The 12,845-nt window shown below is 55.9% G+C and carries 15 protein-coding genes and 1 pseudogene; 10 read left to right on the top strand and 6 right to left on the bottom strand.

Annotated elements, in window-relative coordinates; genetic code table 11:
• Positions 1-59: 59 nt before the first annotated feature.
• Positions 60-1,538, top strand: a complete 1,479-nt coding sequence (gene dacB / locus AC2FNR_RS15940; RefSeq protein WP_496850005.1) for a D-alanyl-D-alanine carboxypeptidase/D-alanyl-D-alanine endopeptidase — start codon at positions 60-62, stop codon at positions 1,536-1,538.
• Here the strand turns inward: dacB and AC2FNR_RS15935 are convergent.
• On the bottom strand, positions 1,535-1,957 hold the full coding sequence (locus tag AC2FNR_RS15935; RefSeq protein ID WP_170353444.1) for a tellurite resistance TerB family protein: 423 nt from the start codon (positions 1,955-1,957) through the stop codon (positions 1,535-1,537). The genes dacB and AC2FNR_RS15935 overlap by 4 nt on opposite strands.
• 83 nt (positions 1,958-2,040) lie before the next feature.
• Entirely contained in the window at positions 2,041-2,508 is a 468-nt protein-coding gene (locus AC2FNR_RS15930) for an Lrp/AsnC family transcriptional regulator (protein WP_496850003.1), read from the bottom strand.
• A 99-nt stretch (positions 2,509-2,607) separates the two neighbouring features.
• Here AC2FNR_RS15930 and phhA point away from each other — a divergent pair.
• From phhA to AC2FNR_RS15910, 4 genes and pseudogenes are all read left to right on the top strand, one after another.
• Positions 2,608-3,417, top strand: a pseudogene (phhA, locus tag AC2FNR_RS15925) (phenylalanine 4-monooxygenase); the annotation flags it as partial.
• 130 nt (positions 3,418-3,547) lie between these two features.
• Entirely contained in the window at positions 3,548-5,122 is a 1,575-nt protein-coding gene (locus AC2FNR_RS15920) for a lysine--tRNA ligase (protein WP_496850001.1), read from the top strand.
• Between the two features lie 48 nt (positions 5,123-5,170).
• Positions 5,171-5,572: a DUF4864 domain-containing protein gene (locus AC2FNR_RS15915; protein ID WP_170751680.1), complete on the top strand. Its 402-nt coding sequence runs from the start codon at positions 5,171-5,173 to the stop codon at positions 5,570-5,572.
• Positions 5,573-5,710: 138 nt separating this feature from the next.
• Complete coding sequence (locus AC2FNR_RS15910; protein WP_496849999.1) at positions 5,711-7,999, top strand: glycosyl hydrolase family 28-related protein; 2,289 nt, start codon at positions 5,711-5,713, stop codon at positions 7,997-7,999.
• Between the two features lie 10 nt (positions 8,000-8,009).
• On the opposite strand, the gene AC2FNR_RS15905 is transcribed toward AC2FNR_RS15910, so the two are convergent.
• The gene (locus AC2FNR_RS15905) at positions 8,010-8,690 is read right to left on the bottom strand and encodes a hypothetical protein (protein WP_496849998.1); all 681 of its coding nucleotides are present in this window, start codon (positions 8,688-8,690) and stop codon (positions 8,010-8,012) included.
• 123 nt (positions 8,691-8,813) lie between these two features.
• On the opposite strand from AC2FNR_RS15905, the gene AC2FNR_RS15900 reads away from it, so the two are divergent.
• Together AC2FNR_RS15900 and AC2FNR_RS15895 are read left to right on the top strand one after the other, a co-directional pair.
• Entirely contained in the window at positions 8,814-9,137 is a 324-nt protein-coding gene (locus tag AC2FNR_RS15900) for an antibiotic biosynthesis monooxygenase family protein (RefSeq protein WP_170353438.1), read from the top strand.
• Positions 9,138-9,206: 69 nt separating this feature from the next.
• Positions 9,207-9,614, top strand: coding sequence for a universal stress protein (locus AC2FNR_RS15895; RefSeq protein ID WP_170751677.1), 408 nt, complete (start codon positions 9,207-9,209; stop codon positions 9,612-9,614).
• Here the strand turns inward: AC2FNR_RS15895 and AC2FNR_RS15890 are convergent.
• Positions 9,599-10,102 carry a HugZ family pyridoxamine 5'-phosphate oxidase gene (locus AC2FNR_RS15890; protein WP_170751675.1) on the bottom strand — a complete coding sequence of 168 codons (504 nt, stop codon included), beginning with the start codon at positions 10,100-10,102 and terminating at the stop codon, positions 9,599-9,601. The genes AC2FNR_RS15895 and AC2FNR_RS15890 overlap by 16 nt on opposite strands.
• Positions 10,103-10,360: 258 nt before the next feature.
• Between AC2FNR_RS15890 and AC2FNR_RS15885 the strand changes: the two genes are divergently transcribed.
• Positions 10,361-10,651: an excalibur calcium-binding domain-containing protein gene (locus tag AC2FNR_RS15885; protein WP_353391296.1), complete on the top strand. Its 291-nt coding sequence runs from the start codon at positions 10,361-10,363 to the stop codon at positions 10,649-10,651.
• 7 nt (positions 10,652-10,658) lie between these two features.
• A complete protein-coding gene (locus AC2FNR_RS15880; protein ID WP_496849995.1) occupies positions 10,659-11,012 on the top strand; it encodes an MmcQ/YjbR family DNA-binding protein in 354 nt (117 codons plus the stop codon).
• On the opposite strand, the gene AC2FNR_RS15875 is transcribed toward AC2FNR_RS15880, so the two are convergent.
• Entirely contained in the window at positions 11,009-11,710 is a 702-nt protein-coding gene (locus tag AC2FNR_RS15875; RefSeq protein WP_496849993.1) for an ORF6N domain-containing protein, read from the bottom strand. The two genes, AC2FNR_RS15880 and AC2FNR_RS15875, sit on opposite strands and share 4 nt — an antisense overlap.
• 223 nt (positions 11,711-11,933) lie before the next feature.
• Here AC2FNR_RS15875 and AC2FNR_RS15870 point away from each other — a divergent pair, with 223 nt between their 5' ends.
• Positions 11,934-12,224 (top strand): antibiotic biosynthesis monooxygenase family protein, encoded by a 291-nt coding sequence (locus AC2FNR_RS15870; RefSeq protein WP_170353432.1) that lies wholly within the window; start codon positions 11,934-11,936, stop codon positions 12,222-12,224.
• A gap of 120 nt (positions 12,225-12,344) precedes the next feature.
• On the opposite strand, the gene AC2FNR_RS15865 is transcribed toward AC2FNR_RS15870, so the two are convergent.
• Complete coding sequence (locus tag AC2FNR_RS15865) at positions 12,345-12,773, bottom strand: hypothetical protein (RefSeq protein ID WP_496849991.1); 429 nt, start codon at positions 12,771-12,773, stop codon at positions 12,345-12,347.
• Positions 12,774-12,845 lie beyond the last annotated feature (72 nt).

The raw sequence follows: 12,845 nt of genomic DNA, 5'->3' as shown, positions 1-12,845 counted from the left end.
CCGGAGCATAATCCTTTTGACCGGTTGTTCGCCCGCGATCTGTAGGATTTTAATTGGCTATGGCTGATCGTTTCACACGTCGTTTTGTTTTGGCTGGCCTTGGGGCAGCGATGGCTCCGGGTGTTGCCCTGGCGAATGCACCGCTGGTTTCCCTTAGGCCGCAACTCCGGGGCGCGCAACCGCTAGGGGCGGAACGTCTGATACAAGCTGCGGGTTTGCGCGGTGAGGTTGCTTTTGCCGTTGCCGATGCGCAGACCGGGGTCGAGTTGGAAGCGGTCGGAGGAGATCTCGGCTTGCCGCCAGCGAGCGTGGCAAAAGCACTGACCGCGCTTTACGCGTTGGATGTTCTGGGCCCGGAATTCCGCTTTGAGACAAAGCTGGTTGCGGATGGCACCATTGAAAATGGCGTTTTGAATGGCGACCTGATCCTTGTGGGTGGCGGCGACCCATTGTTGGATACAGATGCGTTGGCAACTATGGCAGCCAATCTGCGCGAGGTTGGGATCACCGAAGTTCGGGGCTCATTCAAAGTGTATGATGGGGCGTTGCCTTACGTGTTCAGCATTGATCCGGGGCAACCTGACCATTTGGGTTACAGCCCTGCCATCAGCGGGATATCCCTAAACTTCAACCGTGTTCATTTTGAATGGAAACGGGCCGGAACCAACTACGATGTGACCATGGATGCGCGCAGCGCTCGGTATAAGCCCGCGGTGGACATGGCGACGATGTGGGTCGAAGCCCGCAAGGCCCCGATCTACACCTATGAAGCCAGTGCCCGGCAGGATCGCTGGACTGTTGCGCGCGCTGCCCTTGGCAACGGCGGAGCGCGATGGCTACCGGTGCGCAAACCCGCCCTTTATGCGGGAGATGTGTTTCGGACGCTTGCCCGATCCAACGGGATTGTCTTGGATCGGGTGCAAGTGACGCGCCAAGCGCCAGTCGGTCTTGCTTTGGTTGTGCATAACAGCGATCAGCTGGACAGCATTTTGCGCGGAATGCTCAAATACTCGACCAATATTACCGCCGAATTGGTGGGTATGACGGCATCAAGAGCGCGTGGCGCGGAATTGCAGAGTCTGACGGATTCGGCGGATGAGATGAACCTTTGGGCCGCCGAGACTTATGGGGTTGATGGCGTCGCAATGGTGGATCACTCGGGATTGGGGGATGCGTCCCGCATAGCCCCGAGCGCTCTGGTCAAGATGCTGGTCGAGGCGCAAAAATCTGGCGCGCTGCGTCCATTGCTGAAACGGTTTAATCTAACTGACAGTCAAGGCCGGCCTGTCAAGAACCACCCAATCAAGGTGGACGCCAAAACCGGGACGTTGAATTTCGTGTCCGGCCTGGGTGGGTTTATTACGACGCCTGACGGGTCTGAACTGGCTTTCGCCATCTTTACCGCCGATGTTGATCATCGCGCAAAAATACCACGCTCTCAACGCGAACGCCCGTCAGGCGCACGAAGTTGGAATAGCCGGTCGCGCAGATTGCAGCGCGCCCTCATTGCAAGATGGGGAACCCTAAGCGGCAGTTAAGTCGTGTGACGCGCACGCGCGCCACGCTCTATCGCTGCAGCATGCAAGCGGTCGATATTCAACTCGTACCGGATTTCTTCCAACAAACGCAGCTCGGTTTCCGCCAGCGACCCATCAGCGGCTGCCACGTCGCAGGCCAGTGCATAGGCTGTTTCGTTCAATCGCGCGGGCAGGTTTTCGCGGATCAGGCCGAACAATGCGTCTAACCCGTCCTCTTGCTCGAACAGGTCGAACACGATTTGCGATACGCGCCGGGTGCGGTCGGCATCGTATTCTGCAAAAACCGGCAGCATGTTCACCGCGCCTTCGATTTTGACCAGTTCAGCCGTTCGAATGGTTTCGTCCGACGCTGAAATCGCTACCATGATCGCAACAAGGCAATCCTGTGGGGACATCGGGTGAGGCACTTGATCGGTCATGGCGGGGTCCTGATAAAGCTGTTCTGAGGGCGCACGATAGGAGGGACCGGGATCGGGTTCAACGCATTTCGGCGGCCAAAGCGTCACAGGATGGGCAGAGGTCCGCGCGTTTTCGTCTGACGTAACACGAAATTGCTGCGGGTATCTCTGACGAGGCCGGACTTCAGTAAGCGCTGCATAATGAAATGCTCAAGGTCTTCGGGCGTACGCGCATAGACTTTCAAGATGAAGTCGTGATCTCCGGTAATCGATGCGCATTCGACGATCTGGGGTTCTGTCTCGACCAGACGCAGGAAGGCCGCGATGCTGTCTTCTTGGTGGTCTTTCAGGGCGATGTGAACGTAGGCGATCGCGTTCAGCCCCACCGATTTTGCGGGCACGCGCGCGGCATATCCTGCGAGGACGCCTGTGGCCTCAAGATCTCGCACACGCCGCCAGCATTGCGAGGCCGACAGCCCCGTCCGGTCGGCGAGATCCTGCATGGACAGACGTCCGTCTGACTGAAGCTCTTGTAGAATGGCGATGTCGGCAGACTGAAGGATTTGGGTCATAATTTAAGAATTATCGAAATGTTTTGGTCAAAAATCCAGCAATTACTCACACCATGAGGTCAATTTTACCACGAGTATGGGCTAAAATTCTATCAAGGAGGACGTTCCATGCCCAAATCCACCAAATACGTGGCCAAACAGGCCGACGCGCGCGGCCATATTGCTTATACTGCCGAAGAGGATGCGGTTTGGGCGGACCTTTATGCAGCGCAGCAGAAAAATGTGCAGCGCTACATGGCGCGTGAATATCTGGACGGGTTGAAGCGGTTGGAGATGCCCGAAACCCGCGTTCCGTCCTGCGCGGATATATCCGAGCGTCTTCTGGACCTGACCGGGTGGCGGGTTCAACCGGTTCCGGCGCTGATCGGGTTCAAAACCTTTTTTGGTATGCTGGCGGATCGAGTTTTTCCTGCAGCCTCGTTCATCCGGTCGCGGGAGGATTTTGACTATATTGAAGAACCCGACATCTTTCACGAAATCTTCGGCCACACGCCCCTACTGAGCGATCCGCGTTTTGCGGCTTTCAGCCATGCGATCGGCAAGGCCGGGGTGCAGGCGGAGGACAAGGACTATGCGTGGCTGATACGCCTCTATTGGTTTTCGATTGAATTTGGATTGCGCCGACAGGACGGGCAGATCAAGGCGCTGGGCTCGGGGCTGGCGTCCTCGCCCACGGAACTGGTCTATGCTGTGGAAAGCGACATTCCTGACCGGGACCCGTTCGATATCCCGACAATCTTACGCACGCCTTATCGGATCGACATGCACCAGATGGGGTACTTTGTACTGGGCGACCCCGAACAGCTGTTTGCCGCCGCTGATAGGGATCTGCTGGCTGATGTGCATAAGGCACAGCGTTTGGGTCTGTTGCCCAATAAGTTTCCACCGAAAGTAACGGCAGCCGAGTAAGCCGCAGTCAGGGTTTCCGTTCAGAAAAACAGCGCGCTTTATTGACTCATGCTGCACCGGCACAATAGGAGGGGCCGGTCGGGTTGCATGGGGCGTCCGGCGCTGTATTTCCCGATGGAGCACCTAAAAAATGTCTGAACTGCGTGAAACCGCGATGTCGTCCAAGGCTTGGCCTTTTGAAGAGGCGCGCCGGGTCCTCAAACGCTATCAGAAGGGTGCGCCTGAAAAGGGGTATGTGCTGTTCCAGACCGGCTATGGCCCGTCGGGCCTGCCGCATATCGGTACCTTTGGCGAGGTCGCGCGGACCTCGATGGTGCGGCATGCGTTTGAACAGATCAGCGATATCCCGACCAAGCTGATCTGCTTCTCAGATGACATGGACGGCTTTCGCAAGGTTCCGACCAATGTGCCGATGCAGGACGAACTGAAAGAAGACCTGCATCTGCCGCTCACCAAAGTGCGCGACCCGTTTGGCACGCATGAAGGGTTCGCGCAGCACAACAACGCTATGCTGTGCGATTTTCTGGATAGTTTTGGGTTCGACTATGAATTTGCCTCGGCCACTGATTACTACACCAGCGGCAAGTTTGATGAGGCTCTGCTGACCGCTTTGGAGCGGTTCGACAAGATACAAGAAATCATGCTTCCGACCCTCGGGCCCGAGCGGCGAGAGACCTATTCATGTTTCTTGCCGATCAGCCCGAAAACCGGCCACGTGCTGCAAGTGCCGACGCTGGAGCGTAACGTGGCCAAGGGCACGATTGTTTATCAGGAGCCCGATGGCGAAGAGGTCGAAATCCCGGTCACGGGCGGCAACGTCAAGATGCAGTGGAAGCCCGATTGGGCCATGCGCTGGGCCGCGCTGGGCGTGGACTATGAGATGTCGGGTAAAGACCTGATTGACTCGGTCACGCAGTCGTCGAAAATCTGCCGGGCGCTGGGCAAACAGCCGCCCGAGTCGCTCAGCTATGAGCTGTTCAATGATGAGCAGGGGCAGAAGATCTCGAAATCCAAGGGCAACGGCTTGTCGATGGAAGAGTGGCTGACCTATGCTGCACCCGAAAGCCTGTCGTATTTCATGTACCAAAAGCCCAAGACGGCCAAGCGTCTGTATTTCGACGTCATTCCCAAGGCTGTGGACGAGTATCATCAGCAGCTGCGCGCCTATCCCGGGCAAGAGCTGAAGGCGCAGTTGAACAACCCTGTCTGGCATATCCATGGCGGTGAGGTTCCCGAATCCACGCTGATGGTGCCGTTTGCCATGCTGCTGAATCTGGCTTCGGTATCTGGTGCCGAGGACAAAGAGACGCTTTGGGGCTTTATCCGCCGCTACGCGCCGGAGGCTACGGCTGAGACCCACCCCGATCTCGATCAGGCGGCGGGATTTGCGGTTCGCTACTTCAACGATTTCGTCAAACCTACCCGTCAGCACCGCGCACCCACCGATCAGGAACGTGAGGCGCTGGAGGCGTTGAAAGCTGCGCTTGAGGCTTATGACGGCCCGATTGAGGATGAGGCGCTGCAATCGGTGGTCTATTCCATCGGGCGCGAGCGGTTTGATCCGATGCGCGGCTGGTTCACGGCCCTGTACGAAGTGCTGCTGGGTGCGTCGCAAGGTCCGCGCTTTGGCGGGTTCATCGCACTGTATGGCGTGCCCGAAACCATCGCTCTGATCGACAAGGCTCTGGCCGGAGAACTGGTCTGATTTGACCTGATGCCGTGTGGGGCTACCCTTGGTTTAGGAGGTAGCCCCATGCGTCGACTATTGCTTGCTTTGTCCCTGAGTGCCGGTCTGGCCACGGGTGCGTTTGCCCAGAATGCCGAGATCGAGGCCAATATCGCCGCCCAGATACAGGCGTTTCAGGCGGATGATTTCGCTACCGCTTTCACCTTTGCCAGCCCCAACATCCAACGTCTGTTTCAAACACCCGAGAATTTCGGCGTGATGGTCAAGCGCGGCTATCCGATGGTTTGGCGTCCGTCGGATGTGCGGTTCCTGGAACTGCGCGAAATCTCAGGGCTGCTGTGGCAGAAGGTGATGATCACCGACGTCGACGGCCGGGTGCATATTCTGGACTATCAGATGGTGCAGCGTGAAAACGGCTGGAAGATCAATGGCGTGCAGCTTCTGGGTAACGGCGATCCGTCGGCCTGAGGCAACACCAACGTGCGCTGGCATGAGCGTCGGTTAATTCCTTTTCCTTACTCAGACTTATGCGTTCGGGGCATTCCCCGGGACACTGGGTTAATGCGCGTAGCTTTTGGCTGTGGCGCGATTGGGAAAGGGATTTCTATGAACAAGGCAATCACCGACGGCATTGTGTTCATGCCGCCTACTTTCGCAAACGGTTTGAACGTCTGGTCCAGCGGAGACGGCACACCGGGGTCGCCCACTTATGACGGATCGGGCACTGGCGCGTTCGTTCCTGCGGATGCGGATTTTGGCGGCTGTCTCGAAATCCTGAAGGTCAGCGCCACGCAAAAGCTGCGGTACATGGGTCAGACACCTTTGCAGCCGGGGTGTTATCTTCAGATCAAAGTGAGGGTGAAAGCGATCAGCGGTCCCTTGCCCGAAGTTCGGATCGCCGCATGGGCAGGGGGTGCAGGTGACTCGCATGTGACAGGAGTGATCGAACAAGGCCCCGCAACCCAGCTTTCGGGATATGGCAGGGTTCAGGAAATCACCGCGATTGTTGGCACGGGTCAGCGCAACGGTGTTGATATGCCGTGGGGCGTCGCAGCGCTGTACGGCCACTTCGGATTGGACTTGGTCGGGTCAAACGGTGCCGTTGTTCGCGTTGATGATATCGAGATCACCGATGTCACAAGTGTTTTCCTACGCGATATGATCAGCCTTGTGGATGTGCGTGACTTCGGTGCGATTGGTGATGGCGTCGCAGATGATACGGCTGCATTTGTGGCTGCTGATCAGGCGGCGGCCGGGCGTCGTGTTTTCGTGTCAGAAGGGACATATGCGCTGACGCAAAACACGACCATCGCTTCTGAAATCGAGTTTGAAGGCACTGTCACAATGCCTGACGACAAGATGTTGCTACTGACGAAAAACTTTGATCTGCCCGCCTACATCACGGCTTTTGGGGACGAAGAGCTGGCCTTTAAAAAAGCGTTTCAGGCGTTGCTGAACAATTCGGATCATGAATCGCTCGACATGGGTGGGCGCAAAATTTCGGTCAACGGTCCGATAGATATGGCTGCGGCGGTTCCAAACCGACAGAGTGGTTTTTCCACGCGCCGCGTCATCCGAAACGGCCAGTTTGATGTGAAAAGCAATTCGGCTTGGGATACCGAAACTTTCACTTCGGTCGCCACCTATAACCCTTCGGACCCGACTCGCCTGACCAATGTCGCCAATGTGGCCAATATACCGGTTGGTGCGTTGGTTCAGGGAAACGGCGTTGGTCGCGAAATATATGTCCGGTCCAAAAACGTGGGCGCGGGTGAAATTAGGTTGAACGCCCCCATTTTTGACGCCGCTGGCACCCAAAATTTCACGTTTTATTCGTTCAAGTATCTTTTGGATTTCATCGGCTTTGGCACTCTGCGCAAGTTCGGCATGGAGGAGATTGAGTTTCAGTGCAACGGTCGCTGTAGCGCGATCCGGCTTGCTCCGTCCGGGAGTACCTTTGCGGTGGCCAACTGTTTCATAAGCCGTCCGAAGGACCGGGGCATCACCTCGATTGGAACGGGATGTCAGGGAATGCTGATTGATAATTGTCAGTTCCTGTCGAGCGAGGAGTCGTTCAATGTGCCGGACCGCAGGTCCATTGCCTTGAATGCGACGGCCAATGACGTCAAATTGCGGCACAACCGAGCTGTCAGGTTCCAAAGTTTCGCTGTTCTGGCGGGGACGAACAACCTGGTGCTTGGTAACCATTTCTTCCAAGGGGACAGTATTGCCCAAGGCGTGCGCAGCGCAGGGCTTGTCATGATTGGCACATATAACAGCTCGACCATTTCCGAGAACTACGTCGACAACTGTTTTGTGCAATGGACGAACGAGAGGGATGCGAACCCGACTTACACGGCCGGGTTTTCGTTCAGTGCCATGACCATCACTGACAATATCTTTTACTGCAACGAGGTTGCGCCGTGGTTCAGCAATATCGTGATCCGCCCGCATGGCCCCGGGCATTTCCTGAATGGAGTCGTCATTGCTGGGAACAAATTCCGGTCGGTCAACGGGACTATTGATCGTGCTGAACGCGTGGACACGACTTTTGCGGGGCTGAACCACTTTAGGCATCTGAACGTAAGTGTCAGGGACAACACGTTTCACGGTGTTACGGCCAAGGTCGAAAATCCTTTGCGTTTGCGGTTTTCGCAGAACTCAAACTCGCAAGTGTGGGGAGTTTGGGCTCAAGGGCGTTTACCATTTGGGGGAAAAGCACGTGGGTGTGATGCGGTCACAGTCCTGGGGCCGCTGAGGAATAGTTTTGGGCAAATCGTGCATGACACGCCTTATGTCCAACTTGAGCAAGGTGCAGGCAATGACGTGATCAACCTTCGCTGGTCGCAGTCACTTCGCGGAACGGTGTCTACCATGATCCGAATGGAGGTCTGATCTGCGGGTTTCAGAAATCCGCCCATATTGCGACCTTGATGCCCGTATCATTGCGGGCATCTTTTCGTTCCAACCCCAGAACCCATGTTGTCGGTCTGTCCTGCTTGCGGATCATGACTGAAGGGCGCACACGCCAATACAACGGGTCCCCGGAGCGATAGGATGTTTCTATCTGCAACAGCGGGTTGAGCAATCTGGGTGCGGACAGACCGGTCGTAATATCCAGCTTTCTGAAAAGCGCATCGTGAGTTCGGTATTCCAGCGTTGTGTCAATTGCGACCCACCCGCTGCCCCAGCCGGTCTGGAAACCTTTGCCGTAGGACAGTGTCGCCTTGTAAAGGGCACATGCGTCACGGTGTCGATGATGCACTCCGACGCCGAACTCTGCTGCGAAGCGCCCTATATTGTTCAAATCGGCAACCGGAACGCGGGCGAAAACGGTGGCGTGCCCATAAATGTCACGGTTTTCTTCAAAGTCGAAACCCAGTGTCAGGTTCTCGCGGTACCCCCATTCCGCATACAGAGCTGACTTATAGTCGTACCCGTAGTCAACTGTGAAAACTGTGACCGACGCGGCAGTAAATGCCGAGTCCTTGGCGCGCAGCCAGGCGCCTGGCCACGCGGGGGACGCCATAAACAACAGAGCAAAAAGACAGCCAAGCCGGAACATGCGCAAAGCATCGGGCAGCATAGTTAACGGAACGTTAGTTATTCTTACTTTTTCGCAAATACCGGTTTGTGGCGCACCGTTCAGGAAACCCCGGGACCTTTTTAGAACTTGTGTTAGGCTCGACCAGAACAAGGGAGATTCCAGATGCCGCACATCGCGAAAAATGCCAGCGTCCAGACCGTAATCACCACATTCGAGATGACGCCGGGCACATGTCATGACCTGCTTGAAGCGCTGACCGATGCCTATGCCGAGTTCATTTCTAAGCAGCCGGGGTTCATCGCCGCAGGTTTACATGTCAATGATGCACAAACTCGGATTGCCAACTATTCGCAATGGGAACGGCGCGAGGATTTCCTGGCCATGCTACGCACGCCGGAAATGCGCGACCGCAATCGTAGAATAAACGAAATGTGCAAAAGCTTCGAGCCGGTGATGTATGACGTTGCCGAAACATTTGGTACTTAGTGACCTAAATCAAAGCCGACCCCTTGGTATTGGTGCAAATTTCCGATGAATGAAACGGAGGTACGCGTCATGTATCACAATATTTTGGTCCCGATTTCCTTTGATGCAGAACGGGATATTTCCGGCCCTTTGAAACTGGCAGAGGTTTTGGCAACGCCAGATGCTCAGGTCACTCTACTTCACGTGGTTGAACATATCCCCAACTATGCCATCTCGTACATGCCACCCGAGTATCTGACCGAGGCGCGTAAAGCGCTTCAGGCCGAGTTGGACAGCCTTGCCGCCAAATTGCCCAATGCAAAGGGTATCGTGATCGAGGGGCATTCAGGCCGTACTATCCTGGATTGGGCCAGTGAGCATAAACCTGACTTGATCATTATGGCATCGCACCGCCCAGGTATGCAGGACTTGCTGTTGGGCTCTACGGCGAACCACGTTGTGCGGCACGCGGCGTGTGCGGTTCATGTTGTGCGTTGATCGGCTCGAATATCTTCAGGGGCAAGGCGCCATGCCTTGCCAAAACCGCCATTCAACAGCGCGTCAGTGACTGCAAAGCGGACAAATCTGAAATCCGAAAAATCGACATACAGCTTGGCTTTTGGGCGTTGGCTTAGGTAGCTGTTACGTAGGTCAAAGTGTTCAGGTGTACCGGGCACGACAAATCCGGCTTGAGCATGCAGGGTCAGCCGCGGATGGGTCAGCGGATCGCCGGTGTCGCCGGGTTCACCAACTAAAATGGCGCAGTTTGGATATGCGGTCAGGGCGCGCGTATGATCGGCTAACGCAGAGATCAGCGTCATGGGCAATCCATCTGGTGCCATGGCCAGCGCGATCCGAGAGACAGATGGCAACCCTGTATCCGGGCGGTTTACCGCCAACGCCCCGAAGGTCGCCGACGCAATAAGGTCGTAGGCCAGTTTTCGGGCGTGATCATCTACGGCTCGAAAAGGGTTCGTTTCTGTCATTCTGTGCCCCGCCTGCTCTGGTCCAAATTACTTTAACCTTTGATGTCTCGGTTCGCGACAGTTCCGATCACCAAAACTTAATCACTCGTGTTCGGACTCAGGGGGCTCGGAATTGCCACAAACCGTGTATACTCAGGCCGTATGACGACCCGAGAATCCTCCCTGCGTCCGGTCTTTACCGATCCGACCTGCCCAGAACGCCAGCGGCGTGCGGAAGTGACCCGTAAAAGGGCGCTGTCGCCGGTTCGGATTATGTTGATGATTCTGATGCTTCCGGTCACAACTGCGGCGATTGCGCTGAGCGTGTTCATACGCACATCGGATTTTGAGCGGGAAGAGGCCGTGTTTCACCTTGCGGCGCTTGTTGGAGGGTGCCACGCGGCGCAAAAAATCCTGCCCGGTCCGTATTACGAAGGGCAGCCTGGTTATCATTTGCGCAATGACCCGGATGCAGATGGAATCGCATGCGACTCTGGCCGACAAAGCGCGGTAGAGACGCCTTTGCAAGCGGAGAAACAGGTCGGTAACGCCAAATTCCTGCGCCCCTGATCCCTGCATGACCCGCGACGAGTTCAACAGTTTCTGCGACACTCTCAAAGCGACCACCCATGTGGTGCAATGGGGTGATGCGGATGTTTGGAAAGTGGGCGGCAAGGTGTTTGCGATCTGCGGCTGGAACAATGGCCAGGATGCTTTCACCTTCAAAGCCACCGATCTCGCCTTTGAGGTTCTAAGCGACGAGCCCGGTATCCGCCCAGCGCCCTATCTGGCTTCGCGCGGGATGAAATGGCTGCAGGTACACGAGGAACTCGGGATGAGTGACGCGTCGCTGCGCGAACATATCGTGACCTCTTATGATCTGGTCGTTGCGAAGCTGACCAAAAAGTTGCGGGCAGAGCTGGGGGTTTAACCCTTCATCGCCTGCAGCAATTCCAGCAACTGTTTGCGGTCATCATCATCGGCATAGTCACCGGTAGCCAGACGCTCGGCAATGCGCAGGCGCAGGCGTTCCCGTTGGGTGCGGACCTCTTCACCTGCGGTCTCAGCCAGGGTTTTCATGATCGCCGCCACGGCCTGCTGGCGCTTGGTGGTTGGGTTGGCGATGTAATCCACAAGGCTCTGCTGCCCGGAATCGAGGATGTTTTCGGCCAGATCGCGCAACTGCTTACCATTGGGCAGCAGCGGGGCGGGTGCATCCTCGGGCGGCAGGATTTCCGGCGCGCTGCGCGGGGTTTCGGCCAAAGTATTCGCTCCGTCGACAAAGGCCTCGGTAATCATCCGCGTGATCCTGATCGCACGCGGGTCCTTGAACAGGGCCGAGGCGATGGCCACGCCGTAGTCGGTATAGACCCAAGGATTGACCCGCCGCCCGCCGCGGCCCTTGGGTTTTGAGATCACATTTTGTGATTGCAAATCGGCGACTTCGGCATCGGTCAGTTGAAAGCGGTAGCCCTCGAACAGGTCCTTGTTGCGCGACACGGCCTGATTGAAGGCGCTGACGGATTTTCCATAGAACTGTGCCAGATCCTCGGCCAGCACCACGCGGGTGCCACGCACGCGGTGAATGGCGCTTTGGACCTCATGCGTGCTGGGCAAGGTGTTCGTCATGGCAACCTTTTGGAATCACAATTTGTGATTTCAAACGTGAAGCAGAGAGCGCTGGGCTGCAACTGTGAAGTGTCAGCCGTCGCAAACTGCTGAGGCTTAAAGTTGAAATTACCTTGAATAACAAACTCTCAATATGAGATTATTTAGCGGCGTGTTAATATGTTCTTGGCGAGGTTGCACAAACCCAGCACAGCGCAATCTCGTCCCATGAGGGAGGAAAATGATGTTTGCGCGAATTACTCAATTTAAAATGAAGCCCGGCACCCGTGACGCCGCAACTGAGAAGATGAATGCACTGAAATCCGAAATTATGGGCATGCCCGGCATGCACAGCTTTACCAATGTCATGAATGAAGACGGTTCAGGCTATGTGATCTCGGTGGTCGAGAGCGAGGAAACATCGAACGCGAACGCCTCGAAAGTGGCCGAGCTCTGGGGGCATTTTGCTGAATTTATGGAAGGCCCTCCCTCACCAGTTGGGTATGATGTGATTGCCCATTGGGATAAGGGGTGAGCACGGACCCGCGCGAGAAGCACTCGCGCGGGGTATAGGCGTTCGAGACTTATGCAATCAAACTAAATACCGTGGAAACGCGCTGAGGCAAAAATCAGGAATGGTCATATTCCGGATGGGTTAGGACAGTTGAGCCCAAGCACATTCGCGGAAAATCCGCACCGGGTCAGCAGCGCCGTCCAGCGAGAATGTGGCCACGTGATCCTGTGTGAATGCGTAGGCTATTTGGTTGTACTCCAACCCATCAAGCACGTTTCCGAAACCCGTATTTGTAACCGTCAATGACTTTGCGTCGTCGGAAAGAACATGGCGGGATGTGGCAATTTCGATCGGGGACGATCCTTCGAAGCGCATTGCGAACCACGGAGTCTGTGTCCAATCAGAATTCGCTTGGGTCACGGTGATTGTATAAAGCGGCTTGGACGGCTCGTAGGTAAGGAATATTTTCGCCGCGTCGGTCTCGTGCGACAGGGTGCAAATTTCATCAACGGTTACATCCCACGCGTAGGCAGGAGTGCTGAGGATCATTAATAACAAAACGGCTCGCATAACCTGAACCTAGCTACAGAACGCAGCTGGGCAAGGTGGCAGAATCAAATTTCGCCATGCGCGGCATCTTTG

The organism is Ruegeria sp. SATB045, assembly GCF_059613525.1.
Note: the sequence above shows the minus strand (reverse complement) of the source record. Positions and strands in the feature narration are given on the sequence as shown.